Below are 21,994 nucleotides of genomic sequence, written 5' to 3'. Positions count from 1 at the left end.
CATGGCCGGCGACGCCCTGTCGGCCGTCGAGCACGTCTTTCGCCAGGAAAAGGGCAGGGTGCTGGCCGGCCTGATGCGGCGCTTCGGCGACCTGGGTCTGGCGGAAGATGTGTTGCAGGAAGCGTGCCGCAAGGCGCTGGAACTGTGGCCGCGGGCGGGCATCCCCGATAATCCCGCCGCCTGGCTCAGTGCCGTGGCGCGCAATGCGGGCCTCGATCACGTGCGCCGGGCAGGCAAGAGCGTCAGCGAGGCCGAAGCCGTGCTGTCCTGCCTGCCGGCGGCCGTGATTGAAGACGCGCACGCCATCGGGGACGACCGCCTGCGCCTGCTGTTCATCTGCTGCCATCCCGCGCTGGCACCCGAGGCGCAAGTGGCGCTGGCCCTGCGCACCCTGTGTGGCTTGTCCACGGCCGAGATCGCGCGTGCCTTCGGCGTGGCGGAAGCGGCCCTGTCGCAGCGCTTATTGCGCGCCAAGTGCAAGATCGCCGAAGCGCGCATTCCTTTCGAGTTGCCACCTGAGCAAGAATTGCAGCAACGGCTGGCGCAAGTGCTGCACGTGATTTACCTGGTGTTCAGCGAAGGTTATTGCGCCAGCGGCGGCGACACCCTGCTGCGCGCCGACCTGTGCGCCGAGGCGCTGCGCCTGGGGCGGCTGCTTGACAGCCTGCAGCCCTGCCAGCCGGAAGTGCAGGGGCTATTGGCCCTGATGCTGTTGCAGGCGTCGCGTGGTCCGGCTCGCCTGTCGCCCGAGGGGCATTTGCTGACCCTGGAAGAGCAGGACCGGCGCCTGTGGGATGACGCCCTGATTGCCGAGGGACTGGCGCTGCTGGAACTGGCTTTGCTTGCGCGCGCGCCAGGGGCATATCAGCTGCAGGCAGCCATTGCCGCTTTGCACGCCAAAGCTCCCACGGCCAGCCAGACGGACTGGCGCCAGATCAGCGCCCTGTACGGCGCCTTGCTGCGGCACAAGCCGGAACCGTTGATCTTGCTCAATGCCGTGATCGCCTGCGCCATGGCGCACGGTGCCGCACACGGCCTGGCCTGGCTGGCGCGGCTGGAAACCGTGCCCAGCCTTGCTAATTCGCACTATCTGCACGCGGCCCGGGCCGACTTGCTGCGCCGCCAGGGCGACCGGCCGGGGGCGCTGGCGGCGTATGCCCGGGCGGCAATGCTGGCTTCGAATGCAGTGGAAAGGCAATACCTTCTCCGGCGTCACGGGGAAATGCGCCTGCCGCTTGTATAATGCTCCCAAGTTCAAACAGACTGCCTACCATGACCAATACGACCCATTTCGGATACAAAACAGTTGCAGAAGACGACAAAGTGCGCGAAGTCGCCAAGGTGTTCCATTCCGTCGCTGCCAAATACGACGTGATGAACGACTTGATGTCGGGCGGGCTGCACCGTCTGTGGAAGACGTTTACCATTGCCAATGCGGGCGTGCGCCCCGGTTTCAAGGTGCTCGACATTGCCGGCGGCACGGGCGACCTGTCGAAGGCATTCGCCAAGCAGGCGGGCCCTACCGGCGAAGTCTGGTTGACCGATATCAATGAATCGATGTTGCGCGTGGGCCGCGACCGCCTCTTGAATCGCGGCTTGCTCACCCCCACCTTGTTGTGTGACGCGGAAAAACTGCCATTCCCCGATAATTATTTTGACCGTGTCAGCGTGGCCTTTGGCTTGCGCAACATGACGCACAAGGATGTGGCGCTGGCGGAAATGCGCCGCGTGCTGAAACCGGGCGGCAAGCTGCTGGTGCTGGAGTTTTCCAAGGTGGCAGCACCCCTGCAAAAGCCGTACGACCTGTATTCGTTCTCGGTCTTGCCGTGGTTTGGACAGAAAATCGCCGGCGACGCGGAAAGCTATCGCTACCTGGCAGAATCGATCCGCATGCATCCGGACCAGGAAACGCTGAAGACCATGATGGAAACGGCGGGCCTGGAGCGCGTGCAGTACTACAATTTGACGGCAGGCATTGCCGCTTTGCATACCGGCATCAAGATGTAACTCAAGCTGTAACTCACCCTTGCCGGTGATTTTAGGAGATGGAATGAAATTGAAGAAATTTATGGTCGGCATGATGCTGGCCGCGACCACGGTATCCATGCTGGGCGAGGCGCTGGCCCGTCCCATGGGCGGTGGCCGTTCGTTTGGCCGCCAGTCGCAAAACGTGGGCCGCCAGGCGCCCGCACCGGCGCCAACGCCGGCACCGGCTGCCGCGCCACGCCAGGCGCAACCTGCGCCGGCCCCCGCGCCAGCGCCTGCCGCCAAGGCGCCGAGCCGCTGGAAGGGTTTGCTGGGCGGCGCCTTGCTGGGCCTGGGCCTGGGCGCGCTGCTGTCGCATTTTGGCCTGGGCGGCGCCCTGGCCAGCATGATCAGCACCCTGCTGATGGTGGCCTTGCTGGCCGGCGTGGCGTTCTTCATCTACCGCATGGTGCGCGGCAAGCGCGACAACAATGCTGGCGGCAATGCGCCGTTCGCGGGTTTTGGCGGCAACCAGCCTGCGCCAGCCGGCAACGTGCCTGACATCGGTTCGCGCATTCCACCGCTGCCGCCGCTGCAGCCTGTCTCGTCCGGCGTAGGCCTGGATAAGCCGGTCCCGGCACCGGCCGCGCCATGGGGCGTGCCAGGCGACTTCGACAAGGATGCCTTCCTGCGCCACGCGAAAAGCAATTTCATTCGCCTGCAAGCGGCCTGGGACAAGGCCGACGTCAACGATATCCGCGAATTCACGTCGCCGGAAGTGTATGCGGAACTGCGCATGCAAATCCAGGAACGGGGCGCGCAGCCGGACTTTACGGATGTCGTCACCATCGATGCCGAACTGCTGGGCATCGAGACGAGCGTCAACGATTACCTGGCCAGCGTGAAGTTTACGGGCCTGATCCGTTCGGCGCCTGGCGCGGCAGCGGAACCGTTCGCGGAAGTGTGGAATATGTCGAAACCCGTCAGCGGCAACAGCGGCTGGGTCCTGGCAGGCATCCAGCAATTGAATTAATTGTAAAAACTTGCTGAATAATGGCTTAAGTCCATGCGGAATGCATGATGCTTAACAGATATTTCCTGCTGAACTGGTAAGATCGAAACCGCCCACGTTGTTTTACGGGCGGTTTTTTCTTTTTAGGGGCGCGCCTGGCGCGCTGTATATAGATGGCACCACTTCCCGATCTCTCCCTGATGACGCCCGTCATCGCGACAATCAACCATTTGCTGGCGCAAGAACCGTGGGCGCGCCAGCAGCTGGCCGTGCACGCTGGCAAGCTGGCCTGTATCGACACGGGCGCCGTGGCCTTGCGCCTGCGCGTCGACAGCGCAGGCATGCTGGAGGCGGCGCCGGCCGACATGCCGGCCAACGTCACCATCCGCGTGAAATTGTCCGATGTGCCGCTGATCCTGCAAAACCGCGAGCGGGCGTTTTCCTACGTCAAGATCGAAGGCGATGCCGAGTTTGCCAATGCGATTTCGCAATTGAGCAAGGGCTTGCGCTGGGAAGCGGAGCACGACCTGGAAAAGGTCGTGGGACCCATGCTGGCCACGCGCCTGGTTGCCGGTGCCAGGGATGCGGCCGCCTTTGTGCGCACGGGCCAGCAAAAACTGGCGGAAAACGTGGCCGAATATTTTCTCGACGAACAGCCCATGCTGATCCGTCCTTCTACCTTGCAAGAGTATTCCGCTGGCGTGACGCGCGTGCGCGATGACGTCGAACGCCTGGCCAAGCGCCTTGCCCGGCTGGAAAAGGCGGCCGCCGCCGTCCAGCCGCAGTCCTCCTCACCGGATTTGTCTACATGATATTGAAATTCCTGCGCCTGTTTAAAATCATCCGTGTTTCCATCAAGTACGGTCTGGATGAGATAGCGATTTCTGGTCTGCAAGTTCCCCGCACCGCCAAATTGATCGACACCCTGATTTTCTGGCGCGACCTGTCGTCGCCACGGGGCTTGCGCCTGCGCCTGGCGCTGGAAGAGCTGGGTCCGATTTTCGTCAAATTCGGCCAGGTGCTGTCGACCCGGCGCGACCTGATGCCGCTTGACATCGCCGAAGAACTGGCGCGCCTGCAAGACCGGGTGCCGCCGTTTGATTCCGACCTGGCCATCGCGCAGATCACCAAGTCCCTCGGCGCGCACCCGGATCAGCTGTTTGCCAGCTTCGAGCGCGAACCGGTGGCATCCGCCTCGATTGCCCAGGTGCACTTCGCCACCTTGAAAGATGGCCGCGAAGTGGCCGTGAAGGTCTTGCGTCCAGGCATGAAAAAGCTGATCGACGAAGACGTGGCGCTGATGCACATCGCCGCCGACTGGACCAGCCGCCTGTGGGCCGACAGCAAGCGTCTGAAACCCAAGGAAGTGGTGGGCGAGTTCGATAAATACTTGCACGACGAGCTGGACCTGATGCGCGAGGCGGCCAACGCCAGCCAGTTGCGCCGCAACTTCGCCAACTCGGAATTGCTGCTGGTGCCGGAAATGCACTGGGATTATTGCTCCAGCAGCGTCATCGTCATGGAGCGCATGTATGGGATTCCCGTGTCGCAGACCGAGCGCCTGGTGGCGGCCGGCGTGGATTTGCGCAAGCTCTCCAGCGATGGCGTGGAAATTTTCTTCACGCAAGTGTTCCGCGACGGTTTTTTCCATGCGGACATGCACCCGGGGAATATTCTTGTGTCGATCGCGCCCGAATCGTTCGGCCGCTATATCGCGCTCGACTTCGGCATCGTGGGAACGTTGAACGACTACGACAAGGATTATCTGTCGCAAAACTTCCTCGCCTTCTTCCGCCGCGACTACAAGCGCGTGGCCGAGGCGCATATCGAATCGGGCTGGGCGCCGAAAGATACGCGCGTCGATGAGCTGGAAGCGGCCGTGCGCGCCTGCTGCGAGCCGATCTTCGACCGTCCGCTGAAGGATATTTCTTTCGGGCAAGTTTTGCTGCGTCTGTTCCAGACCTCGCGCCGCTTCAACGTGGAAGTGCAGCCGCAACTGGTGCTGCTGCAAAAGACCCTGCTCAATATCGAAGGCCTGGGCCGCCAGCTGGACCCGGAACTGGACCTGTGGCAAACGGCCAAGCCGTATCTGGAAAGATGGATGAGCAACCAGGTGGGGCCGCAAGGCTTCATGGAGCGCCTGCGCGCCGAGGCGCCCCGTTATGCGCACATCTTCCCGCAATTGCCGCGCTTGCTGCACCAGGCCTTGACGGTGCATGGCGAGCCGCGCGAAAACGATGTGGAACTGATGAAAACCTTGCTGGCTGAGCAACGCCAGACGAATCGATTGCTGAGCTTTATCGTGTACTTCGTGGGTGCCTTCGCCCTCGGCGCGCTGGGCTTGCAAGTGTTCATGCGCTGGCATCAACTGCCGTTTTAACGGCCTGAGGACGTAAGTGATGGCTGACTTCACCACCCGCGATCCGCTCTCGCCCGCCTTCTGGGACGAGCGTTTCGAGAAGCAATTCACGCCGTGGGACCAGGGCGGCGTGCCGTCGCGCCTGCGCAGCTTTGTTGCAGGCAGCCCGGCGCCGCTGCGCTGCCTGATTCCTGGCTGCGGCTCGGCCTATGAACTGGTCTTCATGCTGGATCACGGCTGGGATGCCACGGCCATCGACTTTTCGCCGGCCGCCGTGGCCGCCGCGCGCGCTGTCGTCGGTGCGCGGGCAGGGCAGGTCGTGGAAGCGGATTTCTTTGCCTGGGAACCCGTTGCGCCGCTGGACCTGATCTATGAACGGGCCTTCCTGTGCGCCATGCCGCGCGCCATGTGGCCGCAGGTGGCGGCCCGCTGGGCGCAGCTGCTGGCGCCGGGCGCCATGCTGGCCGGTTACTTTTTCTTTGATGACAATGTCAAGGGGCCGCCATTTGGCATATCGCGTGAGAAACTGCAGGAATTGCTGGCGCCGCATTTCGACTGCCTGGCCGACGAAGTCGTGGACGATTCCATTGCCGTCTTCGCCGGCAAGGAGCGCTGGATGAGCTGGCGCCGCCGGGCGGAGTGAGGCGGGCGGGGCATTTTCCGCTGGGGACAAAGGAAAAGCTTTATAATTCAGGGTTTTTGATGATTTTCTCGGAGTAGAGATGCCGATTTACGCTTACCGTTGTGACGAGTGTGGTTTTGCCAAGGATGTCTTGCAAAAGATCTCCGATCCAGTACTGACGGTGTGCCTGTCGTGCGGCAAGCCCAGTTTCAAGAAACAATTGACGGCCGCCGGTTTCCAATTGAAGGGCACTGGCTGGTACGCGACCGATTTCCGCGGCGGCACGGCGCCCACCACGGCCATTCCAACGGGCCCGGCCGATGGCGCCAAGCCCGCCCCGGCTGCCGAGAGCGCGCCTGCTGCCGCACCTGCACCTGCCCCGGTTGCCACTGCGCCGAAAGCGGACTGAAAAGCGCGCCTCGCCGATACGATCCATTACCGAGAAACTGATGCGTAAATACTTTATTACCGGATTGCTGATTTTGGTTCCCCTGGCCATTACCGCATGGGTCCTGAATCTGGTGATCAGCACGATGGACCAGTCGCTGTTGCTGGTGCCCGGCAGTACGCAGCCCAGCGTATGGTTCGGGCACAAGATTCCCGCGCTGAGCACCATTCCCGGCCTGGGCACGGTATTGACGGTACTGATCGTGTTCTTCACGGGTTTGCTGACGAATAACCTGGTCGGCAATTACGTGGTGAAACTGTGGGAAAAATTGCTGCAACGCATACCCATCGTCAATTCCCTGTATTCGAGCGTCAAGCAAGTGTCGGATACCCTGTTTTCTCCGTCGGGCAATGCCTTCCGCAAGGCCGTGCTGGTGCCGTATCCGCACCAGAACTCCTGGACCATCGCTTTCCTGACCGGCGTGCCGGGCGGCGATGCGGCGAACCACCTGGTGGGCGACTTTGTCAGCGTGTATGTGCCGACGACGCCGAATCCGACATCGGGCTTTTTCCTGATGATGAAGCGCAGCGATGTCGTCGAACTCGACATGAGCGTCGATGCGGCGCTCAAATATATTGTCTCGATGGGCGTGGTGGCGCCTGCGGAAGTTGTTGCTGTACCGGCCCCGGCAGCCAAAGAATAAAGGCAGGCGTCCCATGCGGGACGTGGCCGGATTGAACACTCACTAACCTGAACTGAGAATTTTATGTCTATGCGTACTGAATACTGCGGCCTCGTTACCGAAGCCATGCTGGGACAAACCGTCAGCCTGTGCGGCTGGGTACATCGCCGCCGCGACCACGGCAGCCTGATCTTCATCGACTTGCGCGACCGTGAAGGCCTGGTGCAAATCGTCTGCAACCCGGAACAAGCGGAGATGTTCAAGGTCGCCGAAGCCGTGCGCAACGAATTCTGCCTGCGCGTAACGGGCGTCGTGACCAACCGTATCGAAGGCACCATCAACAACAACCTGAAATCCGGCAAGATCGAAGTGGTCTGCTCGGAACTGGAAGTGCTGAACCCTTCCGTGCCCGTGCCGTTCCAGCTGGACGACGACAACCTGTCGGAAACGACGCGTCTGACGCACCGCGTGCTGGACCTGCGCCGCCCGCAAATGCAAAACAACCTGCGCCTGCGCTACAAGGTGACGATGGAAGTGCGCAAGTACCTCGACGCGCTGGGCTTCATCGACATCGAAACGCCGATGCTGACCAAGTCCACGCCAGAAGGCGCGCGCGATTACCTGGTGCCGTCGCGTGTCAACGCGGGCAGCTTCTTCGCCTTGCCGCAATCGCCACAGTTGTTCAAGCAACTGTTGATGGTCGCCAACTTCGACCGTTACTACCAGATCACCAAGTGCTTCCGCGACGAAGACTTGCGCGCTGACCGCCAGCCTGAATTCACGCAGATCGATTGCGAAACCTCGTTCCTGACGGAACAGGAAATCCGCGACCTGTTCGAAGACATGATCCGCGTCGTCTTCAAGAACACCCTGGACATCGACCTGCCGAACCCATTCCCGGTGATGGATTTCGCCGAGGCGATGGGCCTGTACGGTTCCGACAAGCCGGACATGCGCGTCAAGCTGGCCTTCACGGACTTGACCGAAGTCATGAAGTCGGTCGAATTCAAGGTCTTCAACGGCGCCGCCAACATGAAAGGCGGCCGCGTGGTTGCCCTGCGCGTACCGCAAGGCGGCAGCATGCCCCGTTCGGAAATCGACGCCTACACCCAATTCGTCGCCATCTACGGCGCCAAGGGCCTCGCTTACATCAAGGTCAACGAGAAAGCCAAGGGTCCTGAAGGCTTGCAGTCGCCGATCGTCAAGTTCCTGCCTGCCGACGTGCTGGCCACGATCCTCGAGCAGACGGGCGCGCAAGACGGCGACCTGATCTTCTTCGGCGCGGACAAGGCCAAGGTCGTCAACGACGCCATCGGCGCGCTGCGCGTGAAGATCGGCCACAGCGAGTTCGGCAAGAAAGCCGGCCTGTTCGAAGACGTGTGGAAGCCATTGTGGGTGGTCGACTTCCCGATGTTCGAGCATGACGAAGAAGCGGATCGCTGGACGGCGACCCACCATCCATTCACGGCGCCGAAAGACGGCCATGAAGACATGCTGGAAAGCGATCCGGGCGCCTGCATCGCCAAGGCTTACGACATGGTCTTGAACGGCTGGGAACTGGGTGGCGGTTCGATCCGTATCCACCGCGAAGAAGTGCAAAGCAAGGTCTTCCGTGCACTGAAGATCGATGCCGAAGAAGCACAGCTGAAATTCGGCTTCCTGCTCGATGCCCTGCAATACGGCGCGCCACCGCATGGCGGCCTGGCATTCGGCCTGGACCGTATCGTGACCATGATGACGGGTTCCGAATCGATCCGCGACGTGATCGCCTTCCCGAAAACCCAACGCGCGCAAGACTTGCTGACCCATGCGCCGTCGGAAGTGGACGAGAAGCAATTGCGTGAACTGCACATCCGCTTGCGCAGCACCGAGCCAAAAGTAGCGTAATGGCCAAGGCGGCCGTTCACGCGGCCGCTACCGTTTTTACTTGCTGAGGCAAAAAAGGCGCTGCAAGGCGCCTTTTTCATTCTTGATATGAGCCATAAAATTCCCGTTTCCGTGCTGGTCGTCATCCATACGGCTGACCTTGATGTCTTGCTGATCGAGCGCGCGGGCCAACCCGGTTTCTGGCAATCGGTGACGGGTTCCGTCGATGCCGTCGACGAACCGCTGCTGCAGACGGCCGCGCGCGAATTGTGCGAGGAAACCGGCATCGTTGCCGATGGGCGCGACATCGTGCTGCGCGACTGGAACTTGTCGAATGTGTACGAGATCTATCCGATCTGGCGCCACCGCTATGCGCCTGGCGTGACGCGCAACACGGAACACGTGTTCAGCGTGCAAGTGCCGCGCGACATCGCCATCACCTTGAGTCCCCGCGAACACTTGCAGTACGCGTGGCTGCCCTACCTGGCGGCGGCCGACCGCTGTTTCTCGTCGTCCAACGCGGAAGCGATTTTGCAATTGCCGGCCATGACGGGCCTGGCGCGCCCCACCTGATCTTCCTAGAAAGCATTCCATGTTGAACTGGTTACATTTGACGACGCAGCAAAAACTGCTGGGCACCCTGGGCATCGTTTTTTGCCTGTGCTTTATCTTCCTGCTGTTTGGTTCCACCGTGCCCGGCCGCACGCCACCGATCGGCATGCCGCTGATGGCGATCGGCTGGCTGCTGCACCCGGGTGCGTTTGCCAAGGGCAAGCGCACCGTGGCCTGGCGCGGCGCGCCCTTGCTGGTCAAGATTGTCTGGGCGGCCGGCATTACCGCGCTGATCGTCAGCGTGACGGCGGGCGTGGGACGCATGCTGGCCTGATTGTGCGTGGTAGGTGCGCACGCGCACCTACGCCGGCGCCGTGCGGGGCCTGTCAGGGAGTAGAATCAAGGCATGAAAATCCGCGTAGCAACTTATAATATTCACAAGGGCGTCTCCTCCGTGCGGGGCTTGCCCCGCGTGCATGCCTTGAAGCAGGCGATTGCCCTGTTCCATGCCGATGTCGTCTTTTTGCAGGAAGTGCAAGGCAAGCACGACCGCAATGCGGCCCGCTTTGGTGCCGAGAAAAACGGCCACAAGCATTGGCCGGAAGCGTCGCAGCATGAGTTCTTTGCCGGCGCCGAGCACCATTCCGCCTACGGCATGAATGCCGTGTACGACCATGGCCACCATGGCAACGCCTTGCTGAGCAAGTTTCCCATCGCCTCGCAAACCAATCACGACGTGTCCGACCACGCTTATGAACAGCGCGGCATCCTGCATTGCGTGCTCAAGACGCCGCAGGCGGACGTGCACTGCTACGTCGTTCACCTGGGCCTGTTCGAATCGGGACGGGGCCGCCAGACGCAGGCGCTGATCGACGCCGTCATGGAGTCGGCGCCGAATGGCGAGCCCGTCATCATTGCCGGCGATTTCAACGACTGGCGCAACACGCTCAGCGACAAGCTGCGCAATGCGCTCGGCGTGGTGGAAGTATTCGACCAGCGCGCGTCGAACTCGGCCCTGGGCGACTTGGTGCGTACCCTGGCGCGGCGCCAGACGAAGACGCCGATCCCCGTGCCGGCGCGCACCTTTCCCGCCGCCTTGCCGTGGTTCCGCCTGGACCGCATCTATGTGCGCGGTTTCCACGTGGAAGGCGCGCAAGTGATGCATGGCACCCTGTGGGCAAAACTGTCGGACCACGCGCCGATCGTTGCCGCTTTGAAACTCGCGTAGACTGCCAGCATGCGCACAGTCAATTTCATCGCCCACAATGACATCAAGCTGCTGTATTGCGGCACCGATTATTTCCCCGCGCTGATTGCCGCCATCGACGGCGCGCGCTCGGAAGTCTATTTCGAAACGTATATCTTTGCCGACGACGCCACGGGCACCCTGGTGCTCGATGCGCTCAAACGTGCCGCCGCGCGCGGCGTGCTGGTGTGCATGATCACGGACTGGTTCGGCACGGGCAACCGCCGGGTCAAGGCCATGCATGCGCAGCTGGAAGCGGCTGGCGTGCACCACCGCATCTTCAATCCGTGGTTCCGGCGCGGCATCACGCGCACGCACCGCAAGATTTGCGTGGCCGATGGCGAGATCGCCCTGGTGGGCGGCATCAATATCAACGACGACATGTTTTGCGACTACGACCACAACATCAGCCTGGCAGCGCCGCGCTGGGATTTCGCCGTGCAAGTGAAGGGCCCACTGGTCGACGCCATCCACGAGGAGGTGCAGGCGCAGTGGGCGAGGCTGGGCAAGATGAACCTGGTGCGGCGTATCAAGCTGTACCGCAAGATGCGCGTGGTCAGCAAGGAGCTGGCGAAGAACCCCGTCGTGGCCGGTTTTGTCGTGCGCGACAACCTGCGCAACCGCCGCACCATCCAGCGCGCCTACCTGCAGGCGCTGGGCCAGGCACGCAAGAGCGTGATGCTGGCCAACCCGTATTTCGCGCCCGGGCACAAGCTGCGCCACGCCCTGGCCCAGGCGGCCCTGCGGGGCGTGGACGTGGTCCTGTTGATCGGCGTGGGTGAGTTCCGCATGCAAGATGCCGTGGCGCATTCGTTTTACCCGAAACTGCTGGCCGCCGGCGTCAAGATCGTCGAATACCGCAAGACGCAGCTGCACGCCAAGGTGGCCGTCGTCGACGATGACTGGGCGACGGTGGGCTCCAGCAATATTGACGCGCTGAGCCTGTTCCTGAACCAGGAAGCGAACGTGGTGATCAAGGACGTGGCGTTCGCGCAAAGCCTGCGCCAGCACATCGAGCAGGGCGTGGCCGACGGCATCGTCATTCACCAGGATGATTTCAAGCACATCGGGCGTTTCCAGCGCATCGGCTATGAAGCCGCATTTCTCGTGTACCGGTTGGTGATGCGCATTTTTTCAGTAGGCAAGTACGCATGAACGAGATGACAACGGTAAGGCTGGACAAATGGCTGTGGGCGGCGCGCTTCTTCAAGACGCGCTCGCTGGCCAGCGAAGCCGTCGACACGGGCAAGGTCAAAGTGGGCGGCGAGCGCGTCAAACCGGCGCGCAGCGTGCGCGTGGGCGACGAGCTGGCCATCGATAATGGCGCGGAGACGTGGGAAGTGGCCGTGCTGGGCCTGTCCGACAAGCGCGGCGCGGCCCCCGTGGCACGCTTGCTGTATGGCGAAACGCCGGCCAGCATCGCCCGCCGCGAGCAACTGGCCGAGGAACGCAAGCTGTTCCGCGAGCCGGGCACCACCATCAAGGGGCGGCCGACCAAGCGCGACCGTCGTCAACTGAGCAAGGCAGGCGACCTTTCCTGAGGTTCGTCTGTTGTGGGCAGGCACGGGCGCGCGACGCTTTTGCCTGCCTGAAATCAATAGAAACACGCGGCTTAAAAATGCTGCGCTGCACCAATAGAACGCCGGCTCTAAAGTTCCCGTTTGACTTTTACGTGGTAGTGGATAATAGTACGAGCGTTCGGATTTTTTCGGAGCGTGCTTTTTTTTACTCTCGCTTCAGTCCGCCAAATCGGCAACATCACTTTTAGAACGGTACTCTTGAATACTTCAGTCAAATTCATGCGCAAGGGCGAACTGACCCGTGCAGCCATCCTCGACGTGGCGCTGGACCTGTCCAGCCGCGACGGCCTGGAAGGCCTGACCATCGGGTTGCTTGCGGACAAAATGAACATGAGCAAGTCGGGCGTGTTTGCCCACTTTGGCTCGCGCGAAGACTTGCAGATGGAAGTGCTGAAGCTCTATCACTATCGTTTCGAGCAAGAAGTATTTTTCCCCAGCATGAAAGAACCACGCGGCATCCAGCGCCTGCAATCGATGTTTGCGCGCTGGGTCAAGCGGGTCAGCGTGGAAATCGCTTCCGGCTGCATCTATATCAGCGGCGCCGTCGAGTATGACGACCGTCCGGGCCCCATCCGCGAAGCTCTCGTGGCCATGGTGCGGGCCTGGCAGGGTGCGCTGCTGCGCTGTGTCGAGCAATCGATCGCCACGGGCGACCTGAAAGCGGACACGGACGCCCAGCAGCTGGTGTACGAGATGTATGGCCTGATCCTGGCCCTGCATCACGACGCGCGTTTCCTGCGCGTGCCGGGCAGCATCGAACGGGCGCAAGCGGGCTTTATCCGCCTGCTGGCGTCGTACCAGAATTCCGTCACAAGCAAATAAGCCGTCAGGCAGTATCCGCAATAACGCACACGCACTACAAGTACAACACTTTAGCTAATCGCCTTCAGGAGAAAATTATGGGTCAATACGTCGCGCCAATCCGGGATATGCAATTCGTCCTGCATGAGTTCCTGCAAGTGGAAGAGGAACTGAAGCAAATGCCGTCGTACGCCGACGTCGACGCCGACATCATCAACCAGGTGCTGGAAGAGGGCGGCAAATTCACCTCCGAAGTATTGTTCCCGCTGAACCACTCCGGCGACCGCGAGGGCTGCCACCACGACCCTGTCACGAAAAGCGTGACCACGCCGAAAGGTTTCAAGGAAGCCTACAAGCAGTACGTCGAAGGCGGCTGGGCGGCCTTGGCGTGCGATCCGGAATACGGCGGCCAGGGCTTGCCTGTCGTGCTGAACAACTCGTTCTATGAAATGCTGAACTCGTCGAACCAGGCCTGGTCCATGTACCCTGGCCTGTCGCACGGCGCCTACGAGTGCCTGAAGGAACACGGCACCGACCACCAGAAGGAAGTGTATCTGCCGAAGCTGGTGTCGGGCGAATGGACGGGCACCATGTGCCTGACCGAACCGCACTGCGGCACCGACCTGGGCCTGCTGCGCTCGAAAGCGCTGCCTGAGGCGGACGGTTCCTGGACCATCACCGGCAACAAGATCTTCATCTCGGCCGGCGAGCACGACATGGCGGAAAACATCCTGCACCTGGTGCTGGCCCGCGTACCGGACGCACCGGAAGGCTCGAAAGGCATCTCGCTGTTCCTGGTGCCGAAATTCCTGCCGAACGCGGACGGCACGGTCGGTGAGCGCAACCCGATCACCTGCGGCGCCATCGAAGAAAAAATGGGTATCCACGGCAATTCGACCTGCCAGATGAACCTGGACGGCGCGAAAGGCTGGATCATCGGCCAGCCGAACAAGGGCCTCAACGCCATGTTCGTCTTCATGAACGCGGCCCGCCTGGGCGTGGGCATGCAGTCGCTGGGCCTGACGGAAATCGCTTACCAGAACGCGCTGATCTACGCCAAAGACCGCACGCAAATGCGTTCGCTGTCCGGCATCAAGAACCCGGAACTGCCGGCCGACCGCATCATCGTGCACCCTGACGTGCGCCGCATGCTGTTGACGGGCAAAGCCTACGCCGAAGGCGCGCGCGCTTTCACTTCCTACGTGGCGCTGCAGATCGACCGCGAACTGCACCACCCTGACGCCGACGTGCGCAAGGAAGCGGCCGACGAAGTAGCGCTGCTGACGCCCGTCATCAAGGCCTTCATCACCGATAACGCCTGGATCGCCACCTCGGACGCGATGCAAGTGTTCGGCGGCCACGGCTACATCTCGGAATGGGGCATGGAGCAGTATGTGCGCGACGCGCGCATCAACATGATCTACGAAGGCACGAACACGATCCAGTCGCTGGACCTGTTGGGCCGCAAGATCCTCGGCGACAACGGCGCCAAGCTGCGCAAGTTCGGCGAAAAGATCAAGGCTTTTGTCGAAGACAACGGCACCGATGAAGCGATGAGCGAATTTGTCACCCCACTGGGCGACCTGGGCGACAAAGTCACCAAGCTGACCATGGAAATCGGCATGAAGGCCTTCCAGAATCCGGACGAAGTGGGCGCGGCATGCGTGCCTTACCTGCGCGTCGTCGGCCACATGATCTACAGCTACCTGTTCGCGCAGATGGCCAAGATCGCCCTCGAAAAAGAATCCAGCGGCGACAAGTTCTACACCGCCAAACTGGCTACCGCACGTTTCTACTTCGCCCGCTTGCAGCCTGAAACGGCAACCCTGATCCGTCAGGCGCGTTCCGGTTCGGCCAACCTGATGGCACTCGACGCAGACCTGTTCTAAGACTTGAGGAAAATATGACCAATTTCATCGTTAAAAAAGTAGCCGTCCTCGGCGCCGGCGTGATGGGCGCGCAGATCGCCGCCCACTGCATCAACGCGAAAGTGCCGGTCGTGCTGTTCGACCTGCCGGCAAAAGAAGGTCCAAAGAATGGCATCGTGCTGCGCGCCATCGAGAACCTGAAAAAACTGTCGCCTGCGCCGCTGGGCAACAAGGATGACGCCGCGCTGATCCAGGTGGCCAACTACGAAGACAACCTGGACTTGCTGGCCGGTTGCGACCTGATCATCGAAGCCATCGCCGAGCGCATGGATTGGAAGCACGACCTGTATCAAAAGGTCGCACCGCACATCGGTCCGAACGCGATCTTCGCCTCGAATACCTCGGGCCTGTCGATCACCAAGCTGGCCGAAGGCTTCGACGCCGACCTGAAATCGCGCTACTGCGGCGTGCACTTCTTCAACCCGCCGCGCTATATGCACCTGGTCGAGATCATCCCGACCGAGTTCACCAAGCCCGAGATCAGCGATCAGCTGGAAGGCTTCCTGACCACCACCCTGGGCAAGGGCGTGGTCCGCGCCAAGGATACGCCGAACTTCATCGCCAACCGCGTTGGCGTGTTCGGCATCCTGGCCATCGTGCACGAAGCCGAAAAATTCGGCCTGTCCGTGGACGTCGTCGATGACTTGACCGGCGCCAAGCTGGGCCGCGCCAAGTCGGGCACCTTCCGCACGGCGGACGTGGTTGGCCTGGACACCATGGGTCATGTGATCAAGACCATGCAGGACTACCTGCCGAACGATCCGTTCGCTGCCGTCTACAAGACGCCGGCCGTGCTGGCGCAGCTGGTGGAAAAAGGCGCGCTGGGCCAGAAGAGCGGTGCGGGCTTCTACAAGAAAGTCGGCAAGGAGATCCAGCGTCTGGACTTCGCCACCGGTGAATACGTGGCCGGCGGCGCCAAGGCGGCCGACATCATCGCCCGCATCCTGAAGGAAAAGGATCCGGTCAAGAAGATGAAGGCGCTGCGCGAATCGACGAATCCGCAAGGCCAGTTCCTGTGGGCGATCTTCCGCGACGCTTTCCACTACATCGCCATCCACCTGGACACCGTGGCCGACAATGCGCGCGACATCGACTTCGCCATGCGCTGGGGCTTCGGCTGGAACGTCGGCCCGTTTGAAACGTGGCAGGCATCGAACTGGCTGCAAGTGGCCAACTGGGTCAAGGAAGACATCGACGCCGGCCACGCGCTGTGCAATGCGCCGCTGCCAGCCTGGGTCTTCGAAGGTCCGGTCGCTGAAAAAGGCGGTGTGCATACGCCGGAAGGTTCGTATTCGGCCGTGTCGAACAGCTTCGTGCCGCGTTCGACCCTGTCCGTATATGACCGCCAGCCATTCCGCGCGCCGGTACTGGGCAGCGGCGCCATCGACGGCAAGACCGCCGGCACCACCGTCTTCGAAGACGAATCCGTGCGCGTCTGGCATACGGGCGACGATGTGCTGATCATCTCGTTCAAGACCAAGATGCATGTGATCGGCGAAGGCGTGATCAATGGCCTGAAACTGGCCCTGGCTGAAGCGGAAAAGAACTTCAAGGGCCTGGTGATCTGGCACGCCGACGCAGCCGAAGGCGGCGCCTTCTCGGCCGGCGCCGACCTGCAATCGGCCCTGCCGGCGTTCATGCAAGGCGGCGTGAAAGCCGTCGATCCGATCATCGCCGAACTGCAGAACACCTTCATGTCGCTGAAATACGCAAACGTGCCGGTGATCGCCGCGGTCGCTGGCCTGGCGCTGGGCGGCGGTTGCGAACTGGCGCTGCATGCATCCAAGCGCGTGGCCTCGATCGAGTCGTACATCGGTCTGGTGGAAGTGGGCGTGGGCCTGATTCCAGCCGGCGGCGGCCTGAAGGAAGCGGCGCAGCGCGCCTACAAGGAAGCCAAGGGCAACGACATCCTGCAATTCCTGAAAACGGGCTTCACCAATGCGGCCACCGCCAACGTGTCGAAATCGGCACTGGAAGCGAAAAAAATGGGCTACCTGAAGGAAGACGACGTGATCGTGTTCAACGCCTACGAGCTGCTGCACGTGGCCAAGGTCGAAGCGCGCGCCATGTTCGACGCGGGCTTCCGTCCGCAACTGCCGTCGCTGATCCAGGTGACGGGCCGTTACGGCTGGGGCACCATCAAGGCGCAGCTGGTCAACATGCGCGACGGCGGCTTCATTTCGGCGCACGATTTCAAGCTGGGCGAGATGATCGCCGAGATCGTATCGGGCGGCGACGTGGACCAGGGCAGTTTCGTCAGCGAACAGTGGCTGCTGGATATGGAACGCAAGGCATTCCTGGAGCTGTTGAACCATCCGAAAACCCAGGAACGGATCATGGGCATGATGCAGACCGGTAAGCCGGTCCGCAACTAAGCACAGCGTCGATGACGATCCTGTCCCTCGTATTTAAAGTATTACTGCGCGTGAGGCCAAGCATGGTGTATGACCGTATCAAACAACAGATGATGGACACCTTGCCCTTCGTGCGGCTGCTGGGGATCAGCATCGACGACATCGGCGCCGGCACCTCGAAGGTGTCGATGCCGGAAGATCCAAAACTGAATAATCACCTGGGCACGCAGCATGCGGGTGCCTTGTTTACCCTGGCCGAAACGGCTTCCGGCGCGGCCATGGCTGGCGGCTTCGCCGAGCTGATACTGGGCTTGCGCCCGGTGGACAAGGAGTCGCGCATCGCCTACCAGAAGGTGGCCCGGGGCGCGACGCGCGCCGAAGGCCGGGTACCGGGCGACCTGGCTGCCTTGAAGGCGCAGCTGGCGCAGGACGGCAAGGTGGCGTTTCCCGTGGAAGTCGATATTTTCGACTCCGAAGGCACGCTGGCGGCACAGGTGACGGTGGACTGGTATTTGTCGCAGAAGCGATAAGCCTCTACCCCGGACATTCGACAGAACACGAACCTCGTTCAACATCTTTGAAAGCATAAAATGAGCAAACAACTTCAAGACGCCTACATCGTCTCTGCAACCCGCACCCCGATCGGCAAGGCGCCGCGCGGCATGTTCAAGAACACCCGCCCGGACGACCTGCTGGTGCGCGTGCTGCAATCGGCCCTGGCGCAAGCGCCTGGCCTCGACCCTGCGCTGATCACCGACGCCATCATCGGCTGCTCGTTCCCGGAAGCGGAGCAGGGCTTCAATATCGCGCGTAACTCGGTGCTGCTGGCCGGCTTGCCGAAAACCGTCGGCGGCGTCACCGTCAACCGCTACTGCGCTTCGGGCATCACGGCCATTGCCATGGCAGCCGACCGCATCCGCGTGGGCGAAGCCGACGTGATGATCGCCGGCGGCATCGAATCGATGTCGATGGTGCCGATGATGGGCCACCATCCATCGATGAACCTCGACATGTTCAGCGACGAGAACATCGGCATGGCTTACGGCATGGGCCTGACGGCCGAAAAAGTGGCGCAGCAATGGAAAGTGTCGCGCGAACAGCAGGACGCGTTCTCCGTTGAATCGCACCGCCGCGCCATCGCCGCGCAGCAAGCCGGTTTCTTCAAGGCGGAAACGACGCCCGTGGAAATCATCACGCGCACGCCGAACCTGGCTACCGGTCAGGTCGACGTGAGCCGTCGCACCGTCGACACGGACGAAGGCGCGCGCGCCGATTCGTCGATGGAGTCGCTGGCCAAGCTGAAGCCCGTCTTCGCCGCCAAGGGCAGCGTTACCGCTGCCAACAGCTCGCAGATGTCCGACGGCGCCGGCGCGCTGCTGATCGTCAGCGAAAAAATCCTGCGCGAGCATAACCTGACCCCGCTGGCGAAATTCTCCTCGTTCGCCGTGCGCGGCGTGCCGCCGGAAATCATGGGCATCGGTCCGAAATTCGCCATTCCCGCAGCGTGCGCCGCCGCCGGCATCACGCAAGACCAACTGGACTGGATCGAGCTGAACGAAGCGTTTGCGGCACAGGCACTGGCCGTCATCGGCGACCTGGGCCTGGACCCGGCAAAGGTCAACCCGATGGGCGGCGCGATCGCCCTGGGCCACCCGCTGGGCGCCACCGGTGCCATCCGCGCCGCCACCGTGATCCACGCGCTGCAGCGCACCAAGCAGAAGTACGGCATGGTCACGATGTGCGTGGGCGCCGGCATGGGCGCGGCCGGAATTTTTGAACGCGTATAAGTCTGGCTGAGTAAAGCAATAAAACAGGGCGCTGTGGGATGACTCCGGCGCCCTTTATCTTTTTGGAGACGACATGGATATTTTGTGCAGCAAGAGCGAGGGCATCCTGACCCTGGAATTCAACCGCCTGGAACGCAAGAATGCGATCACGGGCGCCATGTACCAGACCCTGGCCGATGCGCTGGTGGCGGCCGAGACGGATGATGAAGTACGCGCCATCCTGATCTGCGGCAAGCGCGAGATTTTCACGGCCGGCAACGACCTCGATGACTTCATGAAGACGGCGCGCCCGAAGGATGGCTCGCTCGACCACGACCGTCCCGTGTTCCAGTTCATGCGCGCCCTGTACGGCAGCAGCAAGCCCGTGGTGGCAGCCGTGTCCGGCCCGGCCATCGGCATCGGCACCACCTTGCTGATGCACTGCGACCTGGTCTACGCGGCAGACAACGCCAGCTTCTCGATGCCGTTCACGCAACTGGGCCTGTGCCCGGAATTCGGCTCCAGCCTGCTGCTCACGCAATTGGCCGGCTACCCGCGCGCGGCGGAAAAGCTGATGCTGGGCGAAGCGTTCCCGGCCAGCGAAGCGCTGGAAATGGGCCTGGTGTCGAAGGTCGTGCCCCTGTATGACTTGATGACCTTCGCGCAAGGCCAGGCGGCCAAGCTGGTGGCCCTGCCAGCTGCCTCGATCCGCGCCACCAAGCGCCTGATGAAGCAAAGCCGCATGGAACCGATGAAGGCGGCCATCGCCGACGAAAACAAACTGTTCAGCGCCATGCTGGGCGGCGCCGAAGCGAAGGAAGCGTTTACGGCCTTCTTTGAAAAGAGGAAGCCGGATTTCAAGAAGTTTGCCTAAGCTGGCTGGCCGACTGCGGCTGCCGGGGTCAGACCCCCGCGCCCTCTGGCGCAAGCCTCTGCGTTAGCGGCCTTGAGGGTCTGACCCCAGAATTTGTTTCTGGGTTTAATTTATTCTAGACGACTGGTCTAATTGTGCTACAATGCCTCGCATGAAAGCTGAATACACCGACGTGCGCCAGCACATTATCGACCAGGGCAAGGCCATCATCACGCGCAAGGGCTTTGCCGGCGTGGGACTGAACGAGATCTTGTCGGCCGCCGACGTGCCCAAGGGCTCGTTCTACCATTACTTCAAGTCCAAGGAATTGTTTGGCGAAGCGATGCTGGAAGATTACGTCACCGGCTACCTGGACGAAATGGAGCTCGTGCTGGGCCAGCCCGGCCAGAACGCGGCGCAATCGCTGATGGCGTATTGGGCCAGCTGGACGAGCGAAAGCCTCGATGGCAGCGGCTGCGACTGCCGCTGCCTGGTGGTCAAGCTCAGCAGCGAAGTGGCGGACATGTCGGAACCGATGCGCGTGGCGCTGCTCGATGGCACCCACCGCATCATCGCCAGGCTGGCGCTGGCCATCGCGCGGGGCAGGGTGGACGACTCGCTGCCATCGGTGGCTGATCCGGCGCAGATGGCTGCCACCTTGTACCAGCTATGGCTGGGCGCGGCGATGCTGACCAAGCTGCGGCGCGATGCCAGCGCCCTGCAAACTGCCTGGCGGGCGACCCTGGCGATGTTGCAGCTGCCGCCGGACTAATGAGCGGGCGCCAGGTACGCGGATGACAATCGTCCGCATTTTTTTGAACTGCATTCTAGACGACCAGTCTAATAATAAGGAGCGACATGATGAAAAATTTTGAATTCCATAACCCGACCCGTATCGTCTTCGGTCTTGATACCGTCGCCAAATTGTCCACGCTGGTGCCGCCCGATGCGCGCGTGCTGATTTTGTACGGCGGCGCCAGCGCGGAAAAGACCGGCACTCTGGTCGAGGTACGCGCCGCGCTGGGCCAGCGCAGCGTGCAGGAGTTTGGCGGCATCGAACCCAATCCCAGCTATGAAACCCTGATGCGCGCCGTGGCCCAGGTGCGCAACGAAAAGCTGGACTTCCTGCTGGCCGTCGGTGGCGGCTCGGTGATCGATGGCACCAAGTTCGTCGCCGCCGCCGCCCTGTACGACGGCGAGCCGTGGGAAATCGCCGAGCGCGGCGGCGCCAATGTGCAGCGCGCCCTGCCGTTTGGCACGGTACTCACCTTGCCGGCCACGGGGTCGGAAATGAACAGCGGCGGCGTGGTGACGAAAAAAGCCACGCATGACAAGCTGAGTTTTCGCAACCCGCTGCTGTATCCGCAATTTTCCGTACTCGACCCCAGCAAAACGTTTACCTTGCCGGCCACGCAGGTGGCCAACGGCCTGGTCGACGCCTTTGTGCACACCACGGAACAGTATCTGACCTATCCGGTGCAGGCGAAGGTGCAGGACCGCTTTGCCGAAGGCTTGCTGCAGACCCTGGTCGAAATCGCGCCGCAGGCCGTCGCATCGCCCGACGATTACGCCACCCGCGCCAACCTGATGTGGACCGCCACCCTGGCGCTGAATGGCCTGATCGGCGCCGGCGTGCCGCAGGACTGGGCCACCCACATGATCGGCCACGAACTGACGGCCCTGTACGACATCGACCATGCGCGCACCCTGGCCCTGGTGCTGCCCGCGCTGCTGGACGTGCAGCGCGAGCAGAAACGCGGCAAATTGCTACAGTATGGCGAGCGTGTCTGGAACATCACGGAGGGCAGCGACGACGAGCGCATAACCGCGGCCATCGCCCGCACCCGCGCCTTCTTTGAAGGGCTGGGCATCCCGACCCGTTTGTCGGCCTATCAGCTGGGCCAGGAAGCGGTGGAAGCGGTACTGACGCAATTGGAAGCACATGGCATGACCTCCCTCGGCGAACACCGCGATATCGACCTCGCGCGCAGCCGCCGTATCCTCGAAGCAGCACTGTAAC

22 protein-coding genes are annotated in these 21,994 nt (G+C 61.9%); all 22 read left to right on the top strand.

All coding sequences use genetic code 11. The annotated features are described in order from the left end of the window. Position 1 precedes the first annotated feature (1 nt). The 22 genes from O3297_RS23550 (at position 2) to O3297_RS23445 (ending at position 21,993) form a co-directional block, all read left to right on the top strand. Positions 2-1,243 carry an RNA polymerase sigma factor gene (locus O3297_RS23550; protein WP_305050383.1) on the top strand — a complete coding sequence of 414 codons (1,242 nt, stop codon included), beginning with the start codon at positions 2-4 and terminating at the stop codon, positions 1,241-1,243. 29 nt (positions 1,244-1,272) lie between these two features. Next, a complete protein-coding gene (ubiE, locus tag O3297_RS23545; protein WP_034753359.1) occupies positions 1,273-2,007 on the top strand; it encodes a bifunctional demethylmenaquinone methyltransferase/2-methoxy-6-polyprenyl-1,4-benzoquinol methylase UbiE in 735 nt (244 codons plus the stop codon). 43 nt (positions 2,008-2,050) lie between these two features. Next, entirely contained in the window at positions 2,051-2,998 is a 948-nt protein-coding gene (locus O3297_RS23540; protein WP_070278976.1) for a Tim44 domain-containing protein, read from the top strand. A gap of 152 nt (positions 2,999-3,150) precedes the next feature. Next, the gene (locus O3297_RS23535) at positions 3,151-3,789 is read left to right on the top strand and encodes an SCP2 domain-containing protein (protein WP_070257694.1); all 639 of its coding nucleotides are present in this window, start codon (positions 3,151-3,153) and stop codon (positions 3,787-3,789) included. Further along, entirely contained in the window at positions 3,786-5,357 is a 1,572-nt protein-coding gene (gene ubiB, locus O3297_RS23530) for a ubiquinone biosynthesis regulatory protein kinase UbiB (RefSeq protein ID WP_099389884.1), read from the top strand. Before O3297_RS23535 ends, ubiB begins: the two co-directional genes overlap by 4 nt. Before the next feature lie 19 nt (positions 5,358-5,376). Then, the gene (locus O3297_RS23525) at positions 5,377-5,979 is read left to right on the top strand and encodes a methyltransferase (RefSeq protein ID WP_305050379.1); all 603 of its coding nucleotides are present in this window, start codon (positions 5,377-5,379) and stop codon (positions 5,977-5,979) included. Between the two features lie 79 nt (positions 5,980-6,058). Beyond that, positions 6,059-6,367, top strand: coding sequence for an FmdB family zinc ribbon protein (locus tag O3297_RS23520; RefSeq protein WP_070278979.1), 309 nt, complete (start codon positions 6,059-6,061; stop codon positions 6,365-6,367). Between the two features lie 40 nt (positions 6,368-6,407). Continuing rightward, positions 6,408-7,049: a DUF502 domain-containing protein gene (locus tag O3297_RS23515; protein WP_034778417.1), complete on the top strand. Its 642-nt coding sequence runs from the start codon at positions 6,408-6,410 to the stop codon at positions 7,047-7,049. A 63-nt stretch (positions 7,050-7,112) separates the two neighbouring features. Further along, positions 7,113-8,915 carry an aspartate--tRNA ligase gene (aspS, locus tag O3297_RS23510; protein ID WP_071653294.1) on the top strand — a complete coding sequence of 601 codons (1,803 nt, stop codon included), beginning with the start codon at positions 7,113-7,115 and terminating at the stop codon, positions 8,913-8,915. A gap of 87 nt (positions 8,916-9,002) precedes the next feature. Further along, positions 9,003-9,467 carry a dihydroneopterin triphosphate diphosphatase gene (nudB, locus tag O3297_RS23505; protein ID WP_070257697.1) on the top strand — a complete coding sequence of 155 codons (465 nt, stop codon included), beginning with the start codon at positions 9,003-9,005 and terminating at the stop codon, positions 9,465-9,467. A 19-nt stretch (positions 9,468-9,486) separates the two neighbouring features. Beyond that, the gene (locus O3297_RS23500) at positions 9,487-9,780 is read left to right on the top strand and encodes a hypothetical protein (protein WP_070257698.1); all 294 of its coding nucleotides are present in this window, start codon (positions 9,487-9,489) and stop codon (positions 9,778-9,780) included. Between the two features lie 72 nt (positions 9,781-9,852). Next, positions 9,853-10,674 carry an endonuclease/exonuclease/phosphatase family protein gene (locus O3297_RS23495; protein WP_034778424.1) on the top strand — a complete coding sequence of 274 codons (822 nt, stop codon included), beginning with the start codon at positions 9,853-9,855 and terminating at the stop codon, positions 10,672-10,674. Between the two features lie 9 nt (positions 10,675-10,683). Next, complete coding sequence (gene clsB / locus O3297_RS23490; RefSeq protein ID WP_034778426.1) at positions 10,684-11,847, top strand: cardiolipin synthase ClsB; 1,164 nt, start codon at positions 10,684-10,686, stop codon at positions 11,845-11,847. Then, positions 11,844-12,233, top strand: a complete 390-nt coding sequence (locus O3297_RS23485) for an RNA-binding S4 domain-containing protein (protein WP_034778428.1) — start codon at positions 11,844-11,846, stop codon at positions 12,231-12,233. Before clsB ends, O3297_RS23485 begins: the two co-directional genes overlap by 4 nt. 258 nt (positions 12,234-12,491) lie before the next feature. Continuing rightward, positions 12,492-13,094 (top strand): TetR/AcrR family transcriptional regulator, encoded by a 603-nt coding sequence (locus tag O3297_RS23480; protein ID WP_034753385.1) that lies wholly within the window; start codon positions 12,492-12,494, stop codon positions 13,092-13,094. Positions 13,095-13,171: 77 nt separating this feature from the next. Beyond that, entirely contained in the window at positions 13,172-14,962 is a 1,791-nt protein-coding gene (locus O3297_RS23475) for an acyl-CoA dehydrogenase C-terminal domain-containing protein (protein ID WP_034753387.1), read from the top strand. A gap of 14 nt (positions 14,963-14,976) precedes the next feature. Continuing rightward, positions 14,977-17,376, top strand: coding sequence for a 3-hydroxyacyl-CoA dehydrogenase/enoyl-CoA hydratase family protein (locus O3297_RS23470; RefSeq protein ID WP_072457014.1), 2,400 nt, complete (start codon positions 14,977-14,979; stop codon positions 17,374-17,376). Positions 17,377-17,387: 11 nt separating this feature from the next. Further along, a complete protein-coding gene (locus O3297_RS23465; RefSeq protein WP_305050376.1) occupies positions 17,388-17,885 on the top strand; it encodes a PaaI family thioesterase in 498 nt (165 codons plus the stop codon). 60 nt (positions 17,886-17,945) lie between these two features. Further along, on the top strand, positions 17,946-19,142 hold the full coding sequence (locus O3297_RS23460) for an acetyl-CoA C-acyltransferase (RefSeq protein ID WP_034778434.1): 1,197 nt from the start codon (positions 17,946-17,948) through the stop codon (positions 19,140-19,142). Between the two features lie 73 nt (positions 19,143-19,215). Continuing rightward, on the top strand, positions 19,216-19,995 hold the full coding sequence (locus O3297_RS23455; RefSeq protein ID WP_034778437.1) for an enoyl-CoA hydratase: 780 nt from the start codon (positions 19,216-19,218) through the stop codon (positions 19,993-19,995). Between the two features lie 151 nt (positions 19,996-20,146). Then, positions 20,147-20,746 carry a TetR/AcrR family transcriptional regulator gene (locus tag O3297_RS23450; RefSeq protein WP_034778440.1) on the top strand — a complete coding sequence of 200 codons (600 nt, stop codon included), beginning with the start codon at positions 20,147-20,149 and terminating at the stop codon, positions 20,744-20,746. Between the two features lie 89 nt (positions 20,747-20,835). Beyond that, positions 20,836-21,993 carry an iron-containing alcohol dehydrogenase gene (locus O3297_RS23445; RefSeq protein WP_305050474.1) on the top strand — a complete coding sequence of 386 codons (1,158 nt, stop codon included), beginning with the start codon at positions 20,836-20,838 and terminating at the stop codon, positions 21,991-21,993. Position 21,994 lies beyond the last annotated feature (1 nt).

This window comes from Janthinobacterium sp. SUN128 (genome assembly GCF_030587275.1).
Classification (GTDB): Bacteria; Pseudomonadota; Gammaproteobacteria; order Burkholderiales; family Burkholderiaceae_D; genus Janthinobacterium; species Janthinobacterium lividum.
This window is presented reverse-complemented; position numbering and strand designations above follow the sequence as displayed.